This window comes from Synergistaceae bacterium, from assembly GCA_031272035.1.
In the GTDB taxonomy this organism is placed as follows: Bacteria; Synergistota; Synergistia; order Synergistales; family Aminobacteriaceae; genus JAISSA01.
This window is the reverse complement of the sequence record JAISUO010000109.1, coordinates 1-23,735: the sequence shown is the minus strand read 5'-3', so window position 1 is coordinate 23,735 and position 23,735 is coordinate 1. Positions and strand designations below refer to the sequence as shown.

At 56.6% G+C, this 23,735-nt stretch carries 23 protein-coding genes and 2 tRNA genes; 17 read left to right on the top strand and 8 right to left on the bottom strand.

What is annotated here, in order from left to right; genetic code table 11:
• The coding region (locus LBR61_12745) for a GHKL domain-containing protein (protein MDR1732947.1) at window positions 1–242 on the top strand (242 nt) is incomplete at its 5' end.
• Between the two features lie 43 nt (window positions 243–285).
• Here LBR61_12745 and LBR61_12740 read toward each other — a convergent pair.
• The 3 genes from LBR61_12740 to LBR61_12730 form a co-directional block, all read right to left on the bottom strand.
• Window positions 286–376 (bottom strand) — tRNA-Ser (locus LBR61_12740).
• A gap of 115 nt (window positions 377–491) precedes the next feature.
• A complete protein-coding gene (gene lysS / locus LBR61_12735; GenBank protein MDR1732946.1) occupies window positions 492–2,027 on the bottom strand; it encodes a lysine--tRNA ligase in 1,536 nt (511 codons plus the stop codon).
• Between the two features lie 110 nt (window positions 2,028–2,137).
• Entirely contained in the window at window positions 2,138–3,262 is a 1,125-nt protein-coding gene (locus LBR61_12730) for an aminopeptidase P family protein (GenBank protein MDR1732945.1), read from the bottom strand.
• A 196-nt stretch (window positions 3,263–3,458) separates the two neighbouring features.
• Here LBR61_12730 and leuS point away from each other — a divergent pair, with 196 nt between their 5' ends.
• The 3 genes from leuS (at window position 3,459) to LBR61_12715 (ending at window position 7,322) form a co-directional block, all read left to right on the top strand.
• Window positions 3,459–5,948 (top strand): leucine--tRNA ligase, encoded by a 2,490-nt coding sequence (gene leuS / locus LBR61_12725; protein ID MDR1732944.1) that lies wholly within the window; start codon window positions 3,459–3,461, stop codon window positions 5,946–5,948.
• Between the two features lie 91 nt (window positions 5,949–6,039).
• A complete protein-coding gene (locus LBR61_12720; GenBank protein MDR1732943.1) occupies window positions 6,040–7,005 on the top strand; it encodes a hypothetical protein in 966 nt (321 codons plus the stop codon).
• Entirely contained in the window at window positions 7,002–7,322 is a 321-nt protein-coding gene (locus tag LBR61_12715; GenBank protein MDR1732942.1) for a divalent-cation tolerance protein CutA, read from the top strand. The genes LBR61_12720 and LBR61_12715 overlap by 4 nt, the downstream gene beginning before the upstream one ends.
• Before the next feature lie 36 nt (window positions 7,323–7,358).
• On the opposite strand, the gene LBR61_12710 is transcribed toward LBR61_12715, so the two are convergent.
• Window positions 7,359–7,709, bottom strand: coding sequence for a GIY-YIG nuclease family protein (locus LBR61_12710; protein MDR1732941.1), 351 nt, complete (start codon window positions 7,707–7,709; stop codon window positions 7,359–7,361).
• Between the two features lie 171 nt (window positions 7,710–7,880).
• Between LBR61_12710 and LBR61_12705 the strand changes: the two genes are divergently transcribed.
• From LBR61_12705 to LBR61_12670, 8 genes are all read left to right on the top strand, one after another.
• Window positions 7,881–8,858 (top strand): zinc ABC transporter substrate-binding protein, encoded by a 978-nt coding sequence (locus LBR61_12705; GenBank protein ID MDR1732940.1) that lies wholly within the window; start codon window positions 7,881–7,883, stop codon window positions 8,856–8,858.
• Window positions 8,859–8,881: 23 nt separating this feature from the next.
• Window positions 8,882–9,628: an ABC transporter ATP-binding protein gene (locus tag LBR61_12700; protein MDR1732939.1), complete on the top strand. Its 747-nt coding sequence runs from the start codon at window positions 8,882–8,884 to the stop codon at window positions 9,626–9,628.
• 58 nt (window positions 9,629–9,686) lie between these two features.
• Window positions 9,687–10,511 (top strand): metal ABC transporter permease, encoded by an 825-nt coding sequence (locus tag LBR61_12695; protein ID MDR1732938.1) that lies wholly within the window; start codon window positions 9,687–9,689, stop codon window positions 10,509–10,511.
• 82 nt (window positions 10,512–10,593) lie between these two features.
• Window positions 10,594–11,511, top strand: coding sequence for an ABC transporter permease (locus LBR61_12690; protein ID MDR1732937.1), 918 nt, complete (start codon window positions 10,594–10,596; stop codon window positions 11,509–11,511).
• 13 nt (window positions 11,512–11,524) lie between these two features.
• A complete protein-coding gene (locus tag LBR61_12685) occupies window positions 11,525–12,427 on the top strand; it encodes an ABC transporter permease (protein ID MDR1732936.1) in 903 nt (300 codons plus the stop codon).
• The gene (locus LBR61_12680) at window positions 12,414–13,388 is read left to right on the top strand and encodes an ABC transporter ATP-binding protein (protein MDR1732935.1); all 975 of its coding nucleotides are present in this window, start codon (window positions 12,414–12,416) and stop codon (window positions 13,386–13,388) included. The genes LBR61_12685 and LBR61_12680 overlap by 14 nt, the downstream gene beginning before the upstream one ends.
• Window positions 13,389–13,393: 5 nt before the next feature.
• Window positions 13,394–14,389, top strand: a complete 996-nt coding sequence (locus LBR61_12675; GenBank protein MDR1732934.1) for an ATP-binding cassette domain-containing protein — start codon at window positions 13,394–13,396, stop codon at window positions 14,387–14,389.
• Between the two features lie 75 nt (window positions 14,390–14,464).
• A complete protein-coding gene (locus LBR61_12670; protein ID MDR1732933.1) occupies window positions 14,465–16,030 on the top strand; it encodes an ABC transporter substrate-binding protein in 1,566 nt (521 codons plus the stop codon).
• An 87-nt stretch (window positions 16,031–16,117) separates the two neighbouring features.
• On the opposite strand, the gene LBR61_12665 is transcribed toward LBR61_12670, so the two are convergent.
• The 4 genes from LBR61_12665 to LBR61_12650 are packed head-to-tail and all read right to left on the bottom strand — an operon-like array spanning window position 16,118 to window position 19,523.
• The gene (locus LBR61_12665; GenBank protein ID MDR1732932.1) at window positions 16,118–16,411 is read right to left on the bottom strand and encodes a helix-turn-helix transcriptional regulator; all 294 of its coding nucleotides are present in this window, start codon (window positions 16,409–16,411) and stop codon (window positions 16,118–16,120) included.
• Between the two features lie 38 nt (window positions 16,412–16,449).
• Window positions 16,450–17,385 (bottom strand): transketolase family protein, encoded by a 936-nt coding sequence (locus LBR61_12660; GenBank protein ID MDR1732931.1) that lies wholly within the window; start codon window positions 17,383–17,385, stop codon window positions 16,450–16,452.
• A gap of 1 nt (window position 17,386) precedes the next feature.
• The gene (locus LBR61_12655; protein MDR1732930.1) at window positions 17,387–18,217 is read right to left on the bottom strand and encodes a transketolase; all 831 of its coding nucleotides are present in this window, start codon (window positions 18,215–18,217) and stop codon (window positions 17,387–17,389) included.
• 13 nt (window positions 18,218–18,230) lie between these two features.
• Window positions 18,231–19,523 carry an iron-containing alcohol dehydrogenase gene (locus LBR61_12650; protein ID MDR1732929.1) on the bottom strand — a complete coding sequence of 431 codons (1,293 nt, stop codon included), beginning with the start codon at window positions 19,521–19,523 and terminating at the stop codon, window positions 18,231–18,233.
• Between the two features lie 292 nt (window positions 19,524–19,815).
• Between LBR61_12650 and LBR61_12645 the strand changes: the two genes are divergently transcribed.
• The 5 genes from LBR61_12645 (at window position 19,816) to LBR61_12625 (ending at window position 23,707) form a co-directional block, all read left to right on the top strand.
• Entirely contained in the window at window positions 19,816–21,015 is a 1,200-nt protein-coding gene (locus LBR61_12645) for an FprA family A-type flavoprotein (GenBank protein MDR1732928.1), read from the top strand.
• Window positions 21,016–21,046: 31 nt separating this feature from the next.
• Entirely contained in the window at window positions 21,047–22,066 is a 1,020-nt protein-coding gene (locus LBR61_12640) for a flippase-like domain-containing protein (protein ID MDR1732927.1), read from the top strand.
• A gap of 30 nt (window positions 22,067–22,096) precedes the next feature.
• Window positions 22,097–22,399, top strand: a complete 303-nt coding sequence (locus LBR61_12635; protein ID MDR1732926.1) for a UxaA family hydrolase — start codon at window positions 22,097–22,099, stop codon at window positions 22,397–22,399.
• Window positions 22,396–23,577 (top strand): UxaA family hydrolase, encoded by a 1,182-nt coding sequence (locus tag LBR61_12630; protein MDR1732925.1) that lies wholly within the window; start codon window positions 22,396–22,398, stop codon window positions 23,575–23,577. Before LBR61_12635 ends, LBR61_12630 begins: the two co-directional genes overlap by 4 nt.
• 45 nt (window positions 23,578–23,622) lie before the next feature.
• Window positions 23,623–23,707, top strand: a tRNA-Leu gene (locus LBR61_12625).
• Window positions 23,708–23,735 lie beyond the last annotated feature (28 nt).

Below are 23,735 nucleotides of genomic sequence, written 5' to 3'. Positions count from 1 at the left end.
TAATAGTCGAAAACAGCTTCGACGGGACAGTGTTGAATGAAAGCGGGGTGAATGAAAGCGGCGCGTTCCTGTCCAGGAAGACGAGCGAGGCAATGCCCCCGATGGAGGGCATCGGCATTCTCTCCGTGCGAACCGTGTGCGCGAAGTACGGAGGTCTCGCGGAGTTCGCCGCAACCGGCGGCGTGTGGAAAGCCTCCGCGCTGGTGGACATGGAGGGCGGCCTGAGCGGCGGGGTGGAGTAGCGACAGAATGTCGCGTTTCGCAATGACACGCATTGTCGAGAACTGGCGGAGAAGGTGAGATTCGAACTCACGGAGCCCGCAGGGAGCTCAGTTGATTTCGAGTCAACCGCCTTCGACCACTCGGCCACTTCTCCGCATCCACTCAAACGGTACGATTATATCGATATTTCTCCGCCTGTCAAGAAAAACAACACTTCCTGACAACGCTTCTTTCGCGCTTTTTCATTTTTCTCCGGCGTGCGGCCCGTTTCAATTTCTGGGTTTCATCAATGGGAAGAGGATGACGTCGCGGATGGAACGGGAGTTTGTCAGGAACATGACCAGGCGGTCGATTCCGATCCCCATGCCTCCTGTGGGAGGCAGGCCCGTCTCAATGGCGTTGATGAAATCCTCGTCGAAATCGTGGGCTTCATCGTCACCGGCTTCCTTTTTCCGGAGCTGATCCTCGAAACGCTCACGCTGGTCGATGGGATCGTTCAGCTCGCTGAAAGCGTTCGCCAGTTCCCGACCGCACATGAACAGCTCGAACCGATGGGTGTAGTCCGGGTTGTCCGGGTCACGCTTGGAGAGCGGAGAAATTTCCGTGGGATGCCCGATAACGAAAGTGGGATTCACGAGCTTTTCCTCACAGAAGGTCTCAAACATCAGGTTCAGCACGGCAAAGCGGCTTTCATTCCCCTTCAGTTCACCTTTCAGACCTTTTTCTTCGGCAATTTTTCTCGCTTCCTCGTCGGAGGTCACCGTCCGGAAGTCGATGCCCGTTTCTTCCCTTACGATGTCCAGCATCGTCACGCGGCGGAAGGGCCGTTCCAAATCCAGCTCAATCCCCTGCCATTCTATTTTCAGAGGCCCCACGGTCCGCGCGGCGTTACGGATCAGCTCCTCGGCCAGGTTCATCATGTCCTCGTAATTCGCGTAGGCCCAGTAAACCTCCATCATCGTGAACTCCGGGTTGTGCATGGTGTCGATGCCCTCGTTGCGGAAGTTTTTGCCGATCTCGTACACCCGCCCCATCATGCCCACAACCAGGCGCTTGAGGTAGAGCTCCGGCGCAATGCGCAAAAACATGTCCAGCCCCAGTGCGTTGTGGAAGGTTCTGAAGGGCCTGGCAGCCGCCCCTCCCGCCAGGACGGAGAGCGTCGGCGTTTCTACCTCCAGCGTTCCATGATCCTCCAAAGTTCGACGGAAGGAGGCGATGATCTTCGAGCGGGAGCGAAAGACGTCGCGGACCTCCGGATTCGCGATCAGGTCCGTATAACGCCGGCGATAACGAACCTCGGTGTCCGTCAGGCCGTGCCATTTTTCGGGCAGAGGGCGCAGCGCCTTGCAGAGCAGTTTGTACCCCGTGACCAGAATCGTCAGCTCTCCGCGCCGCGTTCGGCAGGGATGGCCCGTTACGCCGATCCAGTCCCCCGTATCCACCCATTTTTTCAGAAAGTCGTAATTTTTCTCCCCTACTTCATTGAACTGGAAGTAGAGCTGCATTCTGTCGCTTTCATCCGCAAGATCCGCGAAGGTGGCCTTTCCCTGCCGCCGCAGCGTCATCAGGCGTCCGGCGCTCTGAATCTCCACATCCCGCGCGACCTCGTCCGGCTGCAGTCCGTCGAAACGACCGCGAATTTCTCCGAGGGTATCCCGACGGTCCCATTTTTCAACGACGTAAGGGTCATATCCTTCCTCTTCCCGAAGACGCTGGAGCTTATCCTTCCGCTGACGAAGAATTTCGTTTTCTGACTGCTCTGCGCCCTCAAGAGCGGCGTTTTCACTTTCCGTGCTGCCCGTCAATTTATTTTTCCCCTTTCGATATTTCTGCAATTTCTATAATTTCTATAATTTTTATAATCTGACCTTTAAAGTTCGCGCCGGAGCGCCTTCAATTTTCGCTCAATTTTCGCTCAGCCGGCAATTTTCAAATGCTGGTCGTCGGACTGAGTGAGGCATTCCGCGCCATTTTCCGTGATCAGATAGTCGTCCTCCACCCGCAGGCCGCCCCAGCCTTCGATGTAAATGCCGGGTTCGATCGTCACCACATCTCCCGCCTGGAGAATATCCTTCGACAGGAACGAAAGGCGCGGCGATTCATGGATTTCCAGCCCGAGTCCGTGTCCCAGGCCGTGCACGAAGCCGTTCCCGTAGCCCGCCTCTTCTATGATTCTTCTGGCGACGGCGTCCACTTCCTTCCCGGAAACTCCCGGACGCAGGGCCGCGGCGGCTTCTCGGTGCGCCTTCACCAGGATTCCGTCCAGTTCCACGGCTCGGTCCTGCGCCCCGCCCACAGCGAAATTTCGCGTGATGTCGCACATATATCCATCGATCATCGCCCCGTAGTCCAGCGTGACGGTGTCTCCCCGCTCGAAGGCCCTGTCCGTGGCCCGACCGTGACACATGGCGCCGCGGGCGCCCGAAACAACGATAAAATCATCGTGAGCCCAACCCTTTTCCGCACCGGCGCGCTTAATTTCGCTGATCAGGCGGCTCTCGAAATCGACCTCCGTCATTCCCACCCGCACGTCTTTCAGCACGCGATCGAAAGCCTGGCGGGCGATGACGCCTGCGCGCCGAATGGCAGCCACTTCCTCCGCGTCCTTGGAACGGCGCAGAGAGGGAATCAGGGCCGAGGCGTCCTTCCACTCCACCGGCGCCTTCTTCAGAACCGTTTCGAAGATGGCGCAGGAAACCTTTTCGGCCTCGAATCCCGCCGTTTTATACCCACTTTTGGAAAGAACCTGAACCACGTACTCCGCCAGCGGAAGGTCGGACTGCACCACCAGGGTGAAAGGCGACTGAAGAGCCGCCTGAGTCCGATAACGCCCGTCGGTGATCAGAAGTTCCCGCTTCGCGTCAATGACCAGGGCCGCGCTGCTGCCTCGAAAACCCGATATATAATGACAGTTTTCGGAATTCAGTCGTTCGAACACCATCACCGTCAGAGCGTCTATCTGCTGTTCACGCATCCGCTGTCTCAGTTTCTCCAGTCTGCCGCGAACGATATCGAACCGCATGTTCACCAGTCCTTCCATAGTTTTAACCTTTAGTTTTAACCTTTCGCAGGCTCCGGTTACCCGCGCTGAACAGACGTTATTCTATCAGATACTTTGCACAAAGGCCGTAAAACGCTATAATCCTCTCTATGACGCAGAAGATCTCAAAGGGGCAGGGACGACCGTGAAGAACGCGGAATTTGCCCCTCTGAGTTTTTAATCGGGAGGAAGAAGGATGAGCTACGATTTTCAGGCGATCGAGGCGAAATGGCAAAAAGAATGGGCGGATCATAAATGTTTCGAGGTCGAGGCCGACCCGGCGAAGCCCAAGTTCTACTGTCTGGAGATGTTCCCCTATCCCAGCGGCGCGCTGCATATGGGGCACGTGCGGAATTACTCCATGGGAGACATGCTCGCCCGTTTCCTCCGTAAAAAGGGACAGAACGTTCTTTATCCGATGGGCTTCGACGCCTTCGGCATGCCCGCCGAAAACGCCGCCCTCAAGTACAAAACAAAACCCCACGACTGGACGTGGGAAAACATCGAGTACATGACGAGCCAGCTCAAACGCATGGGGTACAGCTACGACTGGCGCCGCCGGGTCGAAACCTGCAATCCTAAGTACTATCGATGGAATCAGTGGATTTTCCTCCAGATGTATAAAAAAGGTCTGGTCTACCGGAAAACCGCGCCCGTCAACTGGTGCGAAACCTGCGGCACGGTTCTCGCCAACGAGCAGGTGGTCAACGGGGCCTGCTGGCGCTGCGAGACGCCGGTGGGAAGGAAAAATCTGGAGCAGTGGTTCATCCGCATCACGAACTACGCGCAGGAACTGCTGGACGACATCGACGCCTCCCTTTCCGGATGGCCCGAAAGAGTCCGCATTATGCAGCGCAACTGGATCGGCCGCTCTGAAGGCGCCCGGCTTTCCTTTCACGTCCCGGAGCTGGAATACACCATCGAGGCCTTCACCACCCGCTTCGACACGGTGTACGGCATCACCTTCATCGCCCTTGCCCCGGAACACGAACTGGTCCAGGCCATGCTCGAAAAAATGCCGGAGTCGGAAGCGTCCGCCATGAGGGAATTCGTCGCTCAGTGCTCAGCCCAGAGCTCCATCGAACGCTCCGCCGTGGGAGGGGAAAAACTGGGATTCAAAACACCCTTTACAGGCAGGCACCCCGTCACAGGCGCACCGGTCCCCATCTGGCTGGCCAATTACATTCTCATGGACTACGGCACGGGGGCCATCATGGGCGTTCCCGCCCACGATCAGCGCGACTTCGAGTTCTGCCGCAAATATGACATCGAGATCATCCCCGTCATTCAGCCTGAAGGCGAAACCCTCGACGGCGCATCCATGGAGACCTCCTTCGAGGGAGACGGCATCAGCTGCAACTCCGGACAGTTCAACGGTCTTCCCACTCAAAAGGCGATACAGACGATGATCGACTGGGGTGAAAAGGAAGGGCTCTGTCACCGGGAGGTCAATTTCCGCCTGCGGGACTGGCTCATCTCGCGGCAGCGATACTGGGGAACGCCGATTCCCTTCGTACACTGCCCGAAATGCGGAATCGTCCCCGTTCCGGAGGATCAGCTCCCCGTCCTGCTGCCCGAGGACGTGGAGGTCAAAGAGGTGGGGCATTCTCCTCTGCTGGACATGCCCGAATGGCTCGCCACCACCTGCCCCTCCTGCGGCGGTCCCGCCCGACGCGAGGCCGACACCATGGACACTTTCTTCTGCTCGTCCTGGTACTTCGATCGTTACTGCTCCTCCAGCCTGGACACCGCTCCGTTCAACACGAAGGAAACGGACTACTGGATGGCCGTCGACCAATATATCGGCGGGATCGAACATGCCTGTCTGCATCTGATTTACGCCCGCTTCTTCACGAAATTCCTGGCCGATATCGGACTTCTGAAGGTGCGGGAGCCCTTTACGAACCTGCTGACCCAGGGCATGGTCATAAAGGACGGCGCGAAGATGTCCAAGTCTTTGGGCAACGTCGTGGACCCCACGGAGATCGTGGAAAAATACGGAGCGGACACGGTGCGTCTCTTCATTTTGTTCGCCGCGCCGCCTCAGAACGACCTCGACTGGTCCGAGCAGGGCGTGGAGGGGGCGCATCGCTTCCTCGGACGGGTCTGGCGCTGCGTCGAGGAGAACCTGGAAAGCCTGAAAAGCCACGGAACAGACCGCGTTCCCATGACGGAGCTTTCTGATTCGGCCTCCCGGGATTTCAAGCGCAAAATTCACAGCACCATCCTGGGCGTCACTCACGACATCAGCGAAGAAAAGCAGTTCAACACGGCCATCGCGAAACTGATGGAGCTGACGAACGCCATTTACGCCTTCAAACCCCTGAATGAAACGGGACACAAACTGCTGCGCGAGGGTGTGGATATTCTTCTGAACTGTCTTTCTCCCTTTGCCCCCCACATGACGGAAGAGTTGTGGCAAATGCTGGGTAATGCCGGTCTTCTCTCCACATCCCCATGGCCCGTCGCCGAAGAAGACGCACTGGCTGCGGATTCTGTCACCGTCGTCGTGCAGATCAACGGCAAGGTGCGCTCCAAACTGAATCTGCCCGCCGGCCTCGACGAGACGAAACTGAAAGAAACCGCTCTGGCCGACGCGACGATTCAGGAAAAAGTCAGGGGCGCGACGATCCTAAAAATCATCGTCGTCCCGGACCGCCTGGTCAACATCGTAATTAAAGGATAAACGCCGATACCCGCAGGAAAAAATACGTCCCCTCTCCCCGGAGAGGGGTTTTATAACATTTTTTTTAAATATTTTTCGAGGGGAGAATGTCATGCCTCGTCTGATCGTCATTGAAGGCCATGAAAGCCAGCGCCGAAAACTCGAAGAGCTGCTCGCGGCCCTTTCCCGCAAAGGTTACGCTCTGATGGGGAAAATCGAGGCCCTTTCAACGACGGGGGGGTGGCCCGGGCTGTTCGCCGCCTCCCGCAGCGGCGGACTCTTCGAAACGAAACAGACGACGGTGGTGGAATCCGCCGAGCAATTGGGGCCCTTTCCGGAAGCGCTGGAGGAATTCCTCGAAAAGGAAGAGGCCGAAAGCGTCATCGTGGCGACCTTTGGAGGAGACAGCAAAAAAATCTTCCCAAAGGAGCTCTCGGACCGAATCGAATTCATCCGTCCCGACGCCGCGGTTCCCCCCTGGAAGCGCAAGGAATGGCTTCTGTCCCTGGCCCGGGGAGAGGGCGCAAAGCTGGAAGACACCGCCGCGGCCCTGTTGGCGGACTCCATCGAATCCCAGGAGGAATTGCGCTCCGAACTGAATAAACTGACCCTGTTCGCCTCGGGATCCACTGTCACCACGGAGATGGTGAAAAATCTGTCCTTCGACGAGGGAGGCAACGCCCTCCTGCGCTTTCTGGACGGCGTCTGTCAGGCCCGCCCCAAAAATGTTCTGAACGCCCTGAAGTACCTCCAGTCCGACCCCTCTCCCCTGCCCCTGCTGACCGCGCTGTACAATCGTCTGCGTCCCGCGCTTTACATCGCTTCCTTCCCCCGGCAAATGGAGGGCAGGGTTCTCGCCGCCATCGGGGCGACAAGGGAATACGCTCTGCGCATGGCGCGAAACGCCCTTGACGCCTATGGCGCTCCCGCTGTAAAACAGTGTCTGCTGCAGCTCATCCGTCTTTCCTGGCTGGAAAAAACCTCCGCCGCCGAGGGCTGGTGCGGCTTTGAGGTCGCGCTCTGGGGCCTCATGGGACGCGCTGGAAAAACCGGAAAACGGCAGGACTTCCCGGGATGAGCGACGTTCGGTATGCGGTTGTGACCACCGCCTGCGCCGACGAGGACGAAGCGGAGAAAATTGCCGGAGCTCTGCTGGAGAAAAGGCTGGCCGCCTGTGTGCAGATGTTTCCCGTCAACAGCCGCTATCGCTGGAAGGGAAAACTGTGCGCGGATCGGGAAGTTTTGCTGCTCGTCAAATGCCGCCGGGATCGCTGGGCCGACATTGAGCGGACAATTCTGGAACACCACAGCTACGAGCTGCCTGAAATTCTTCTGACGCCCGTCGAGGGCGGTCACTCCAAATATCTGGAGTGGATTCGGGAAAATGGAGAATGACAGAATTTTGAAGCGCGCCTGGTCAAAGAACGAGTATCAGTACAAAACCGCGTTGTCGCCTGTCAGCTTTTCCCGCCATAGCTCTTTTAAAGCGGCCATATCCTCCTGAAACTCCCTGCTTGTCCGTGAACTTTTTTTGACGTGTTCCTCCAGAACTTCAAAAACGAAAGCTCCGGCCCCCGAAGCAACCCAATCCTTCTCCAGCTTTTTGACGGGACAGGAGCCCGTTTTTTGCGAAAAATCGAAACGGTTTTTGCTGGCGCGCAGATCCGTGGAGGTCTCCAGCAATATCCTGCCGGTCTGCGCGTTTTTGATGATATAGGCCCCGCCGATGATCTCCCGTTCGTTGTACTGCGATTTCAATTCTTTTCGGGTTTTTGACTCCATAGTCCCCGTCTCCTCCCTCTTTTCTCAATTGCAAAACAGTAACTTTTCTTGACTCTCCTTTCCTGGTGCTTTACAATCCCTTCTAAATGCAAAGGATCGCTGTTTGCATTTTATCATGGACGAGTCGTGAACTTGTGTATGCTAAATCTATTGTCACGAGGAACAAGGAATATGGAACGTTTTAAGAATCACCTTTTGAAAGTCGCTCTGTTCACTCTCATCCTGCTCGCAGGGCTTTATATCACGCGGAACTGGGCCGCGTCGAGAATGGCGATGGGAGGGACGGCCTCTCTGACGCCGCCCCGGGAGGACAGAAGTAAAAACGAAAACGCGAACGAATCGCAGCAAACCCGAATTTCCGTTTACGCCAGTTTTTATCCCATGTACGATTTCGCCGTAAAAATCGGCGGGGAAAGGGTTCAGGTCACGAACATGGCATCGGGCGCCGTGGAGCCTCACGAATGGGAACCGGCCGCCGCAGACGTGGCGGGACTGGAAAAGGCCGCCGTATTTATCTGCAACGGATTGAGCATGGAGCCATGGATCGACGACGTCCTGGGGTCTCTGCAAAATAAAAAACTGGTCGTCGTAAACGCCTCCAAAGGAATTTCTCCGGAGGACCGCGGCGACATGGATCCCCACGTATGGCTCGACCCCATGAACGCGAAACAGGAGATGGCCAATATCCGGGACGCGTTCATACAGGTCGATCCCAAGGGCAAAGAGTATTACGAAGCAAACTTCCACCGTTACGCGAGGGAACTCGACGCGCTGAACGAAAGCTTTCGAAAAGCCCTGCTGCCTTTTGCGGGAAAATCCGTCGTCGTCACCCACGGAGCTTTCCAGTACCTTTGTTCCGCCTGCGGGCTGAACCAGGTCGCGGTGGAGGGCGCTTATCCCGAATCGGAGCCCACCCCTGCCCGAATGAGCGAAATTATCGAATTCGTTCGAAAAAATGGCGTAAAAACAGTTTTCTATGAAGAAGAGGGCAATCCCAAAGTGGCGGAAACCGTCGCGAAGGCCGCGGGGGCGAAAACTGCCGTTTTGAATCCTCTGGAGGGACTCAGCGACAGGGCCAGGGCGGCCGGCGACGACTATTTTTCAGTGATGCGCCGTAATCTGAAATCCCTGCTGTCCGCCTTTCAGTAGAGCCGGCGAGAAGAGAGCCCAACATGCCGAATCCCGCCGGAAGAGAACTCATCGAAGTGGAAAACCTGAGTTTCAGCTATGAGGAGGAAGTGATTTTTTCTCAGGTCGATTTTTCCGTAAGACAGGGAGATTTCGTCGTCATTACGGGACCCAACGGCTCCGGAAAAAGCACGCTTCTGCGTATGCTTCTGGGAGAGCTTCCACCTTCTTCCGGTGGGATTCGGCTGTTTGGCCAGGATCTGCGCCGTTTCAAAAACTGGCCGGCCATCGCTTGGCTGCCGCAAAACGTTTTCTCCGCCGGAAGCGCTTTCCCGGCCACCGTGGAGGAAATTGTCATGACGGCCCTTTTCCCTCAGATCGGACTCTGCCGCTTCCCCAAAAGAGAGCACCAAAAAAAGGTGATTTCAGCGCTGGAGCAGGTGGGGATGGCGGATTTTGCCAGGCGGCGTATCGGGAACCTTTCGGGAGGGCAAATCCAGCGGGTCATGCTGGCCCGAGCCCTGGCGGGATCCTCTGAACTTCTGCTGCTGGATGAGCCCACTGCCGGCGTGGACCGCAGAAGTTCACAATCTTTCTTCGAACTTCTGTCGCGTCTGAATGCGGCCACGGAGCTGACGGTGGTGATGGTGACCCACGACCTTGCGGGGGTCCTCGATTTTTTGTCGAGAATCCTCTGCCTGGAGAACGGCTCTCTGATGGAACTCGACAAAAAACAGGTGGATGAAGAGCTGTCACACAGGCACAAACACCCTGACCGGGACAATTTCTGAAAGCGGGAAATTCAGCCGGGAAAACGCAGTCTTTCGGGGGACATGGAGGCTGTAGAATATGGAAATTTTCGAATATGATTTTATGCGTCGGGCTTTTGTGGTGGGCATTCTCCTGTCCGCCGTCATTCCCTGTATCGGCATGATCGTGGTTTTGAAGCGTCTTTCCATGGTAGGCGACGTGCTATCCCACATGTCCCTGGCGGGGGTCGCCGGCGGTCTGATCACGGGAGTCAATCCCGTGCTGTCCGCCGTGCTTGCCTGCGTCGCCGCCGCTTTTTGCATCGAGGGTTTCCGCAGAAAAATTCCCCAATACGCCGAGCTGTCCATCGCGGTCATGCTCTCGGCAGGGCTTGGAGCCACGGGTATTCTGTCCGGATTCGTCAAAAACGCGTCCAGCTTCAACAATTTTCTTTTCGGCAGTATCATCGCCTTCAGCGATTTTGAAATGACGCTGGTTATCTGCGTCAGCGGAGCGGTGATGGCAACCTTCCTCATGTTGTACAAAGAGCTTTTCTACATCGCGTTCAACGAAAGAGCCGCGCGGCTGTCGGGAGTGCCGGTGCAAAAGATAAATTTCATTTTTACGATTCTGACGGCGGTGACGGTGGCGGTGGCGGCGCGAACGGCAGGCGCGCTGATCGTCTCCTCCACCATGATCATCCCGGTGGCCTGCGCCATGCAATTCGGAAAAAGTTACAAAAAAACGGTGATCTACGCGGTGTACTTCGCTGTAATCTTCACCGTGACGGGGCTTTATATCTCGTATTATCTGCGTTTGAAACCAGGGGGAACCATCGCCCTGCTGGGAGTCTTCTGTTTTATCCTGATCTTATCTTTTCAAAAATTCCTCCAAAAATTGCGCCGAAAACGGACGGCGAAATAATTCTTTACATTAATGATAAAATACACTTCATTATAGTAAATTATGAAATTCATATTACTGAACAGAGAAAAGAGGCGAAGCTGTGGGCCGGTACATTCTGCGCAGGATATTGGTGTCCATTCCTGTTGTCATCGGAGTTTCTTTTCTCGCTTTTCTTGTGCTGCACCTTACGCCCGGAGACCCCGCCGTGCTCCTGGCCGGACCGGACGCGACTCCGGAAATTGTCATGCAGGTTCGGGAGAAATTCGGCCTGAACAGACCTTTGTACACGCAGTATTTCTTTTTTCTGAAGGGACTGCTGAACGGCAGTCTCACCTCCATGAAATACGAAGTTCCCGTCCTGAGCCTGATTGGAAAGCGACTGAAAAACACGGCTCAACTGGCCGGGTGCGCTTTTTGCATCGCCATCGCTCTGGGAATGGGTGCCGGAATTTTGTCCGCCCTCTACCGCTACACCTTCATTGACTATATCGCCACTTTTTTCGCTCTCATCGGCATTTCGATGCCGGCTTTCTGGCTGGCTATTTTGTTCATTCTGTGTTTTTCGGTCATACTGGGATGGCTTCCCTCCAACGGCATGGGAAGCTGGCGTCACCTGATCATGCCCTCCTTTGTGCTGGGAATGGGGTCGGCGGGAATCATCGCCAGAATGACGCGCTCCAGCATGATGGCCGTCCTGGGGCAGGATTACGTTACAACGGCTCACAGCAAGGGCCTGCCTGAAAGAATTGTGATCTGCCGGCACGCTCTGCGCAACGCGATGATCCCGACGGTAACCGTTGTTGGACTGCAGATCGGCTCGCTCATGACCGGAGCCGTTCTCACGGAGTCCGTTTTTGCCTGGCCCGGGCTGGGCCGCCTTTTGGTGGAGGCGATTCTGGGGCGGGATTATCCTGTCGTCCAGGCGACGCTTCTGATCATCGCCCTGATTTTCGTTATCGCAAATCTGTTCGTCGATTTGCTGTATGCTCTGCTGGACCCGAGAATTCGCTACGATTAAGGAGAGACTTCAAATGACAGAAAACGCTCCTTCCGCCATTCTGCAGGGCGCTTCCCAAATCAAAATCATCTGGCTGCGTCTGATTCGCAGCAAAACGGCGCTTCTGGGTTTCATCATCGTGGTCGTCTATCTGATACTGGCCCTTTTCGGGCCGTTGCTGACGCAGTACGATCCGTTTCTGCAAAACCTGGATTTGTCCTACAGCCCTCCTTCTCTGGAGCATTTTTTCGGCTGCGACGAGTATGGGCGCGATATTTTAAGCCGTATTCTTTACGGCGCGAGAGTTTCTCTCATCATCCAAACAGGCGCCATCGCCTTTTCCCTCATAGCCGGCCTCATTCTTGGCGCCCTCGGCGGATATTTCGGAGGGCTTCCCGATGAAGTTCTCATGCGCGCCATCGACATTCTGCTGGCTTTTCCGGGCATGCTTCTGTCTCTGGCCATCGTGGCCATCCTGGGCCCCAGCCTTCACAATTTGATTATAGCCACGGGGATCAACTCCATTCCGGGGTTCGCGCGGGTCACCCGCGGCGCGGTCATTTCGGTTCGGGAAAACGACTACGTGGCGGCGGCCCGAACCATCGGAGAATCCCACTTTTCCATCATCCTGCGTTATATTCTGCCCAACGCCATTTCTCCCATCATCGTCCAAACCACCATGCGCATGGCGACGGTCCTGCTCACCGCCGCGAGTTTGGGCTTTTTGGGGCTGGGAGTCCAGCCTCCCTCTCCCGAGTGGGGAACCATGCTTTCGGCCGCCAGAATTTATCTGCGTTCCGCTCCTTTTGTGGCAATTTTCCCAGGACTCGCCATTATGATCGTGGTTTTGGGGTTCAATTTTCTGGGAGACGGTCTGCAGGATGCTCTGAACCCAAGACTGAAAATAAAAGGCGGACGACTCAATGCCGGACTCTGAACTGCTGCGCGTCGCAAATCTGAACGTTGTTTTCAACACCTCCGAGGGAACCGTCCATGCGCTTCAGGACGTGAATTTTTCTCTGAAGCGGGGAGAAATTCTGGGGCTCGTGGGCGAGACAGGGTCGGGGAAATCCATGACATCCATGGCGATCATGAGACTGATTCCCTCTCCTCCCGGCCGGATTGCCAGGGGAACGATCACCTTTGAAGGCCGCAATCTTCTGAGCCTTACGGAAGAAGAGATGCGACGCGTGCGAGGTCGGGATATTTCCATGATCTTTCAGGACCCCGCCAGTTATCTGAACCCGGTGATGACCGTGGGCGCTCAGGTGGAGGAATCTATCCGGAGCCATTCGCGTCTCACACCGGGAGAAATTCGCCGCCGCACCGTGGAGATGTTCGAAAAAGTGAACATTCCCGACGCCGCAAAATCGGTGAAGCGCTTCCCCCACCAGTTTTCCGGAGGAATGAAACAGCGCGTCATGATCGCCATGGCGCTGGCCTGCAGCCCCAAACTGCTGATCGCGGACGAACCGACGACGGCGCTGGACGTTTCCATTCAGGCCCAGATTCTTTCCCTGATCAAAAAACTGCAGCAGGATATGGGAAGCAGCATTCTTCTCATTTCTCACGACCTGGGCATCATCGCGACCATGGCCCGAAGCGTCGCCGTGATGTACGCGGGAAACATTGTGGAGTACGGCAGTGCGGAGTCGATTTTTGAACATCCCGGACATCCTTATACACAGGGCCTGCTGAACGCCATTCCGCGGCTGGATCAGGACCAGGAACTGCTGACCGTCATTCCCGGCACACTGCCCAACCCGCTGACGCTTCCCGAGGGCTGCAGCTTTTCTCCCCGATGCGAGCTGGCCCGGAAAATTTGCCGGCAAAAAGCGCCGCCCTCGCTGGAAATCGAGCCAGGGCACAGAGTTATTTGTCATGAGTACGGGAAGTGAACATCATGTCCGAAAAAGATAAAAATTCCCAAAATATCCTGGAGGTCAGGGGTCTGAAATGCTATTTCCCCGTCACCCGAGGCGTCCTTTTCAAACGGCCGCAGGGCTGCATTAAAGCCGTGGACGACGTCACTTTCAGGATTTCCGAGGGAAAGACTCTCGGCCTTGTGGGAGAATCCGGCAGCGGCAAATCCACGACCGGCAATATCATTCTGCGGCTTCTCAAACCCACCGCGGGAAGCGTGCTCTTCAGAGGCAGAGACCTGGCGTCGCTGAACGGGCCGGAAGATAAGGCCTTTCGCAAAAAGGCTCAAATGGTATTTCAAAACCCCTTCGCATCTCTGAATCCCAGTATGCACGTCGGCTCGATCATCGGACGGGTTCTGAAAATACAGGAGCCCTCTGCCGGCCGCAGGGAAATCGACGATCGGGTTTACGCCATTCTTCGCGAGGTGGGACTGGACAGAGAACACATGGACCGCTACCCCCATGAATTTTCGGGCGGGCAGCGTCAGCGCATCGCCATCGCCCGGGCCCTCGTTTCCACTCCGGAATTTCTGGTGCTGGACGAGCCGACCTCCGCGCTGGACGTCTCGGTGCAGGCCCAGATCCTCAACTTCTTCAGAGAATTGCAGCAAAAACGCAGAATAACCTATTTATTCATCAGCCACAACCTTGCCGTCATCCGGTACATCAGCCATACCGTGGCCGTCATGTACCTGGGGCAGCTGGTAGAACTGGCGGATCGGGAACGCTTTTTCGCCTCTCCCCTGCATCCCTATACGCAGGCGCTTCTGCACAGTGTTCCCAAGCCCTACATCTCCGGCGAGGATATTTTCGACAAGGTGATTCAGGGGGATATTCCAAGCCCCCTCGACCCGCCGTCAGGATGCCGTTTTCACACTCGCTGCGACTTCGTCTCGGAACGCTGCCGTCTGGAAGCACCCCCCTGGCGGGAAGCGGAAACAGGGCATTTTGTGGCCTGTCATCGCGTCACCTGATTTTGTCCGGCAGATACCGGTAAATAACGGAGTACCTGTCCCCGCGGGGACTTATTTCAAGGAGGTGTTACAGTTATGAAACAGCGCGGTTGTTTGATTGCAATTCTCCTGTTCGTCTTTTTTTCGAGTGTGGGGGTGGCTGGAGCCCTGGATAAAGACACCCTTGTCGTCGTAAAATCCACGGAAGTCATCACCATGGATCCCCACGACACCACGGACACTCCCTCCGAAGACCTGAACCACAAGATTTACGAAAGCCTGGTGGGGCTGGATCAGGACCTCAAACTTTTTCCCCTGCTGGCCGAGGAATGGGCGCTCTCCGGGGAGGGCAAAATTTGGACCTTCAAACTGAGAAAGGGCATCAAATTCCACAGCGGCGCCCCTTTCAACGCGGAAGCCGTAAAGGTCAACTTCGACCGTGTCCTGAAGGGAAACTTCAAACGGACGCCTCTTTACGCTCCCGTCATTGAGGACGTGCAGGTCGTGGATGAATACACGGTGGTCTTCAATCTGAAAGAGCCCTTCGGCCCATTTTTGAATATTCTGGCTCACTCGGCGGGCCTGATCGTGGACCCCACTTACGTAAAGGACCCCGAAAAGAGCGCCGCCATGAAGAAAAATCCATCGGGAACGGGGCCTTTCATGTTCGAAGAATGGGAACCCGGCGACTATATCGGCCTGAAGGCGTTCAAGGACTACTGGCAGGGAGAGCCTAAACTGAAAAAGGTGTTGTGGAAAGTGGCGCCGGAAGGTTCCAGCAGAGGAATGATGGCCGAGGCCGGCGACGCCCACGTGGTTCACAGCGTGAACGCATCCGACGTGGAACGGCTTCAGAAGCACAAAGATCTGTACATTGAAAGCCGTCCGGGACTGAGCGTCCAGTATCTCGTGGTGAACGTCCGGAATCCCATCCTCTCCGACCGGAACGTTCGCAAGGCTCTGGCTTACTCCATCGACAGGGACTCCCTTTGTCAGAAAGTGCTGAAAGGACAGGCTACTCCCGCCCACGTTCTGATCGCGCCGACCGTCAACGGTTATGGCGGAAAAGGGATTACCATTCCCTTCGATATAGAGAAGGCCAAAGCCCTGCTGGAGGAAAGCGGCTGGAAAGACGATGGTTCGGGTATTCGCAGCAAAGATGGCAAAAAACTTTCTCTGGACCTGTGGACATCCCTGCAGGGCTCCCCGCTCCCCGAGGTTTTTCAGGGGTTCGCGCGGACCGTCGGCATGGAGCTGAAAATCGAGGTCATGGACTGGGCCACCATCAACTCCCGCATTCGTGTGGCGCCGGAACAGGGTAAATCTCAGGTGTTCATTTTCGGCTGGAGTCCGTCCACCGCCGATGCGGACTGGGCGTACCGGCCGCTTCTCCACTCCTCCATGTTTCCGCCTTCCGGCAGCAACTACGGTTATTACGCCAACGATTTCGTCGATGAAAACATCATGATCGGGATGAAAGCGTCGGACAACGCCGCCCGCGTGGAAGCCTACCGCAAAATAGACCAGCAGGTTCTGGAGGATTTTCCGCGCATTCCCGTCTACATTCCCCACACACCCTATGCCATCCGCAAAGAAGTCAAAAACATTGAGATTTCGCCGCTCAACTTCATCGGAATCACCCACCTCACCCATATCGAGTGACGACGACACCTGCTCCCGACCTTCGCGGTCGGGAGCTTTTCTCCGATACATTTTTTGCAATACACTTTTTGCAATACTTTGTCGTATTTAAGGTTTCTCTGAAAAATCGATCTCAATATGGGTGCCCGTAACAATCGCGATTTTAACCAGCGTGCTGATTTTAAAGTTCTCTTCACAATTTTCCCATCGGGAAACAAGCCCCTGGGTCACGCCGAACAACTCCGCCAGTTCCCGTTGGGTATAGCCGTGTTTCTTCCGGTAGTTTTGAAGCAATACCATCACCCGCGCCCTGAGCCTGCTTTCTTCGAGCTCCTCCGGGGTCAGAGCGTCCGTCAGCTCTTTTGGCATCCATGCGTGTTCTGACTTCGTTGTTGGTATCATCCGTTGCCTCCCTTGATCCGTCCCTCGATTCGCCGCCGTCACTTTTTCGCCAGAGTTTCACGAACCTTCGCGACGACTGCCGGAACATCCAGCCCATATTTTGCCAAAAGCTCTGAATAGGCCCCACATTCCGCGTGGCAGTCCGCGATTCCCACGAAGCCCAGTGGAACGCAAACCCTGCGCGTGGCCAGAACCTCGGCGACGGCTCCGCCCAGCCCTCCGATCACGCTGTGTTCTTCAGCCGTGACCACGGCTCCCGTGCTTTTCGCCGTTTCCGTGATCAGTTCCGCGTCCAGTGGCTTGATCGTGAACATGTCCACCACCGTGACGTCAATTCCCTCGGAGCTCAGAATTTTGGAAGCCTCCACGGCCATGCCCAGCATTCTGCCGCAGGCGATGATCGCGGCGTCCTTTCCCTGACGCAGAATTTTACCTTTTCCCTCCTCGAATTTCGTCCCAGGCTCGTAGAGGGTCGGGAAAACATCCCGGGAGAGGCGGATATACATGGGGCCCTTCGACTTGATGGCGTGCCGGACAAGCCAGTCCGTCCCCACCTCGTCGTTCGCCACGTAAACCCTGAAATTGGGAAGAGCGCGCATGACCGCGATGTCCTCAATGGCGTGGTGGGTGGGCCCGTCGTAAGCGTCCGAGAGTCCGGTATAGGCCCCCATGAGCTTGATGTTCAGGCCGGAGTAGGACCCGAACACGCGGGCCGCGAGCAGTCCGTTCGTGATCAGAAAAGTGGCAAAGGTGTTGACGAAAGGGATTTTTCCGACTGAGGCCAAACCCGCCGCCATCCCCGTCATGTTGGCCTCCGCCACACCGACGTTGAAAAAACGCTCCGGACAGGCCGCCTGGAACAATCCGGAACGAGTGGAGGAGGAAACATCCGCGTCCAGCACGACCACATCGGGATTGTCTCTTCCGTATTTCACCAGAGCCTCTCCATAAATTTCGCGTATGGCCTTTGCCATTTCACTCGCCCCCCAGTTCCGCCACAGCGCGCTTGTAATCCTCGTCGCCGATGGCCTTGCCGTGCCACGCGCTTTGTCCTTCCATAAAGGACACCCCTTTTCCCTTGATGGTAGAGGCCAGAATGAGGCCCGGACGCCCGTCGGGATGCAGGATAAGAGCGTCCAAAGCGTCACAGAGGGCCCCGATGTCGTGGCCATCGCAGGGAATGCACCGCCAGCCGAAGGCCGAAAATTTCGCGTTCATGTCCCCCTGAGGCATGATGTCGGCGCTCTTTCCGTCGAGCTGAACTTTATTCCAGTCGTAAATGGTGATCAGATTGTCTGCTTTGTACTTCACAGCGCTCATGCAGGCCTCCCAGACCATTCCCTCGTTGACGTCGCCATCCCCCAGAACGGCGTAGACCTTCGCCGCCGACTTCGAAAGACGAAGCCCCAGAGCCATGCCCAGCGCGGCGGAAAGCCCGGTGCCCAGCGGGCCTGTGGAGAGCTCAACGCCGGGGGTGTGGATGGTGGGATGCCCCTGAAGAATGCTGTTCAGCCGTCTCAGGGTTTTCATTTCCGACACCGGGAAAAATCCCTTCTCCGCAAGCACGCGATAAAGCATCGGCGCGGCGTGCCCCTTGCAGAGAACCACACGATCCCGGTCGGGGTCCCGGGGCTGCGCGGAGTTTATTCGGGCCTTTTCGAAGTATAGCGTCGTAAGAATTTCACAGACCGAAAGCGATCCGCCCGGATGCCCCGTCTGAGCGTTATGAAGCGCCTCGATCACGTCAAGCCGGAATTTCCGGCACAGATCGTCGAGAAACGCTTTCCTTTCAGGCGTTAAAGACATGACAAAACCTCCCTTATTTCACCGGCAGGGTTTTCACCTCGGCAAAATCTCCCGTCACGGCCCCCTTCAGAACCGACCCCATATATTCGTCGACCTGATCCAGTTCCATAGGCACGGGCATATTCTGGAGCTTCATCCTGAGCTGAGGGTCTTTCGCCGCCGTCAGCGCCCGGGTCACGTGGGCGGGAGTGAACCTCGGGAAGTCGGTGAGCTTCGTCTCCGCGCCGATGGAACGGGCAAAGGCTTTCATGCCATCCCCCACCGCCACCGCCAGATCCCGCCCGGAAAGCGACTCGAACCCCGGCTTCATATATCCGGCCGCGGCGTAACGCGCTCCCATCACCTTCAGATGTTTCTCGATGGAGCCGGCAAAGAGCACGGCGTAATAGGGGTTCATGATCCCGCAGGCCCGTCCGTGAGAGGTGACGTCCACCAGGGAAAAGCTGGTCAGATGCGCGCCGTTGGTGCCGCCGATCATGATGGCGTACCCTCCCAGGTCCGTAGCCAGTCCCAGAGCCTCGCGGGCCTCCAGGTCTTTGGGGTCGTCCACGGCCCGCTTCGTGTACTTCAGCACGAGGTCCAGCACCGTCTCCGTGACCTCCCTGCACAGGTCGTATTTGTCGGGGGCCGCGCCGTAGAACACCTCAATGGCGTGAGCCACGGCGTCCAAAGCTCCGTCGATGGTGAGAGAAACGGGCATGGTCGTCGTAACGGAGTAGTCGAAAATAGAGTGAAAGGGAATGATTGCCTCGTCCACGATGAGTTTTTTCTGCCCTTCCACGGGATCCGTGATGTTGGAGTATTTGGTGAGATGGGCCCCGCTGCTGGCGGAGGTTTCCACGGCGATGTGGGGTAAAAGTTTTTTACCGGTGCGCTTCAGGGCCTCGGTGACGACTCCCGTTCCAAACCAGGTGTCGATCTCCGGAGACTCCGTCCCCAGCCCGTGCAGAAGGGCCGCCGCCTTCACAGCGTCGATTCCGCTGCCCCCGCCGACGGAAATCACGCAGTCCGGAGCGAAATGCAGCAGGTAGGACTCCAGGCGATAGACGTCCTCCCGGGGCGCGTTGGGTTTCGCCCCCTCCACACAACGATCCGGCGCCAGCTCCAGTCCCGATTTTTTCAGAGCGGCGATGACCCGATCCACAATGGGCTTCGACGTTTTGGTATCTCCCACCACCGTGACCTTTTTGCCGCGTCCCCGGGCAATCTCCCCCACCTGCTCCAGAACTCCCAGCCCAAACGTGTAACTGTCTCCCTTGAACTTCTTCAGCAGTTCCGCCGCGCGTTCCTTCGTCACATCCGTCATTTTCATGTCCTCCTCTTTTGCAAAACTTCCGTTCTTCATTTTATATTTTAGTGCATAAACATCACTGTTTTACTGTTTTATGATTAAAATGAACTGTGAAACACGGACATGCTATCATTCTCTCTTGAAAGGTGTCAAGAAACGAGACGGGCTTAACACGGGAGTCCGGCGAGGTTATTGTATGCGTTATACTTATTGCTGTCGATCGACCTGCGGAACAGAAGTCGAAGCCGAAGAATCGACGGGACGGCACGAAACGCTGATTTTCTGAATGTGAAAGGAGTAATTTCTCATGCATAAGCCTATATCGGTCACAAAAGATACGTGGTGGGTGGGGGTCAACGACCATGAAACCGACCTTTTCGAGTCGTTGTGGGCTCTGCCTCAGGGAGTGGCCTACAACGCCTACATCATCGAAGGGAAAGAAAAAACACTTGCCATAGACACGGTAAAAGGAATCTGCGACGACGATTATCTGGGCAAGGTTGAACAGGTCCTGGGAGACCGTCCTCTGGATTATCTCGTCGTCAACCATATGGAACCCGACCACGCAGGCGTCATTCAGCCGCTGAAACGCCGCTATCCCAATCTTCAGCTCATCGGCAACGCGAAAACTCTGTCGCTGCTGAAAGTGTTCCACCGAATAGAAAGCGACACCATCGAAATCCGGGAAGAAGAGACCCTGGACATTGGCGGACATGTCCTTTCCTTTCATCCCATTCCCATGGTCCACTGGCCGGAAAGCATGGTGACCTTCGACACGACCACGAAAACCCTCTTCTCCAACGACGCCTTCGGCGGCTACGGCGCTCATGAAGGCAGCCTCTTCGACGACGAAAGATCCCGGGACCGCTGGGAGGGGGAGATGCTCCGCTATTACGCCACCATCGTCGCCCGTTACTCCAGCATGGTGCAGACGGCCCTGAAAAAACTTTCCTCACTGGACATCAAAGCCATCTTTCCCGCTCACGGCACGCTTTTCCGCACGGACGTCAACCAGGTCGTCAGCCTTTACGACCGGTGGAGCAAGCACGAAACGGAGTGCGGCGTCGTGGTGGTCTACGGCTCCATGTACGGACACACCCGCCGCATGGCGGACGCGGTCTGCTGCGGCATCAGCGAGGGCGGGGTCAAAAACGTCCACCTCTACGACGCCGCTCGCAGCGAACATTCTCTGATCCTCAGCGACATCTGGCGTTACGCCGGAATGGTCCTCGTGGGATGCACCTACAACACCACCCTCTTCCCTCCCCTGGACGCCCTTTGCAGAAAAATTCTCAACCGTATGCCCAAAAAACGCTGCCTGGGGATCGCCGGAAGCTACAGCTGGAGCAAGGGAGCTCTCGACGCCCTCCGGACCTTCTCCGACGAGATCAAGCTCGACAGGATTGGGCCCGAAGTGGAGTCCTGCGCCTCCCCCACCGACGACGACCTGGAGCAGTGCGCCGTTTTGGGGAGAAACATGGCCCACGCCATCGCCCCCGTGAAGTGACCCACTCAGGACGGGCGCAGCCGGAAAAACCATGAACGGGACGGCGGAGATTTCAACCCGAAAAAAAGCGCTGATACACGGGCTGTGGTGTTTTTTTAAATATGGAATCTCCGTTTTATGTCTCTGTTACGCCTTTTGGGACGTTCCTCTCGTCAACCTGCTGAAAATTGTGAAAGGCTACCCCCTTCCACCCATGCTGGCGGTTTTGGGGGTTTCCTTCACCGCTTACGCCGTGATGGGGCTGCGCCTTTCCTGGATGGCGTCCCCTCCCCTGTCCTTTCGTTCAGCTTTCGCCGCCACGCTGGTGGGGCTTGCGATCAACAACGTCCTGCCCGCCAAGGCGGGAGAAGTGGCCAAGGCCGTCTGGCTTGGCAGAAGCAACGGAATTTCCTCCCAAAAGGCCCTGGGCCTTGTCCTTATGGAGCGATTTTTCGACGTCAACGTTCTGGCGATCCTGAGTCTCTGGTTTCTCTGGAGTCTGAACCGTCAGGAGGTCGTATATCTCTTTGCGGCATGTCTCGCCGGAGGGTGGGCCGTTCTTTTTCTTTTTTACCGGCATCCGACCCTGACGGAGCGATTTATCCGTCTTTTCGGCAGAGGAGGGCTGGGGAGCTTCGTCGCGCAGGCCCTTGCCGGAGTCCTCGACAACATGTCGCCGCGGGCTCTTGTCCGCCTGACCGCCACCTCGCTGACCCTGTGGTTCTTCTACAGCCTCCAGACATTCCTGTGCCTGAACGCCGCGGCCGCGCTGGGACTTCCCTGGCCAACGACGCTTTCCATCTTTGCCGTCAGCAGCCTGGGGATGCTTCTGCCCTCATCTCCGGGCGCCATCGGCGTTTACGAAGCCATTTCCCTGACGGCCCTGAAAAACTGCGGAATCGAGCCCGACGTGGCCCTGACGGTGACGCTTTTTTCTCACATGGCCCAATTTATTCCCGTCACACTGGTTGGGGGCCTTATTTTCATGGCCTTTCCCGAAAATTCAAAAGACTCTAATCTAAATCAAGACCTGAAAAGCCAGGACCTGAAAAACAATGCCGATAAAAAATAAAAATCCGCACTGCGGGGGGGATGATGTAAAATGACAGCGCCTGAGATACACAACGCGCACTGCGTAACGGCAGAGGACGACGTTGCCTCCGTCGTCAGAAATATTGAACCGGGCGAAGTTCTGTCGATAAATCGAGGGGATGAACCGATAAAAGTCACGGCCGTCACGGCGATTCCCGCCGGACATAAAATTGCGCTGCGCGACTTCAAACGGGGCGAAAACGTGATCAAATACGGTGAGGTCATCGGAGCGGCCTCAGAAGATATTCCCAAAGGCGCTCACGTTCACGTTCACAATCTTGAGGGCCTGCGCGGCAGGGGGGATAAACGATGAACAGCGGATCAGATTCCGTTTTTATGGGTTATACGAGGGCGGACGGCAGCGTCGGGATACGAAATCATCTGCTGGTGCTGCCGTCGGTGGTCTGCGCCAACGACACAGCCGCGCGCATCGCTCTTCAGTTGAACGGCGCCGTGTACGTAACGCATCAGCACGGCTGCGCGCAGCTCCCCAGCGACGCCGCACAAACCAAAAGAACACTGGCCGGTTTCGGCGCGAACCCGAACGTGGCGGCCTGCATCGTCGTCGGGCTGGGCTGTGAAACGATCCAGGCCAGGGAAGTCGCCGAAGAAATCTCAAAAATCACGACAAAACCCGTCGCTCACCTGGTCATCCAGGAAGAAGGCGGAACACTGGCCACCACCGCGAAAGGCGTGCGTATCGGGCGAGAGATGCTGGCGGAAATTTCCCTTCTTCACCGCGAGGAACAGCCCCTTTCAAAACTGATTCTGGGCCTTGAGTGCGGCGGCTCCGACGCCTGGTCCGGGCTTTCGGCCAACCCCGCCGTGGGAAACGCATCCGACCGGCTGATTCGCGCGGGTGGAACGTCGATTCTGTCGGAGACACAGGAGATGATCGGAGCCGAACACCTGCTGGCCAAACGGGCGGTGAATCCCGAAGTGGCCGAGCGCCTGTTCTCGGTCGTTCGACACGCGGAAGAGGGAGCCCTTGCCGACGGGGTGGACATCCGACTGGCCAATCCGACGCCGGGCAACCGTCAGGGCGGGCTGACGACCCTCGAAGAAAAATCCCTGGGCTGCATCAGCAAGGCCGGTACAGAAGCGCCCCTGCAGGAAATCCTCGCCTTCGCGGAGCATCCGAGCCGCCATGGACTGATCTTTATGGATACGCCGGGGCATGACATCGAGTCCATTACGGGCATGGTGGCAGGAGGAGCTCAGGTGATCCTTTTCACCACGGGTCGGGGAACCTGTACAGGCTGTCCCATCGCCCCCGTGATCAAAGTCTGTTCCAACACGCCGACTTTCGAACGTATGAGCGACAACATGGACGTGGACGCCGGCCCCGTCATCGCCGGCACAAAAACCATTGACGATATCGGGAAGGCGCTTTTCGAGGAAATGCTGCGGGTCTGTTCCGGAAAATCCACAAAAAGCGAGGACCTCGGATACGGTAGCTTCGCCATCAATCGCATCGGCCCTACCCAGTGACAGACCTGAAATGCTATAATTCAGACGGGTAAAACTCTTCAACATGCGGAGATGGCGGAACTGGCAGACGCGCCGGACTTAGGATCCGGTGCCGCAAGGCGTGGGGGTTCAAATCCCCCTCCCCGCACCATTTACCTCGGCATCCCGGCGAGGGATTT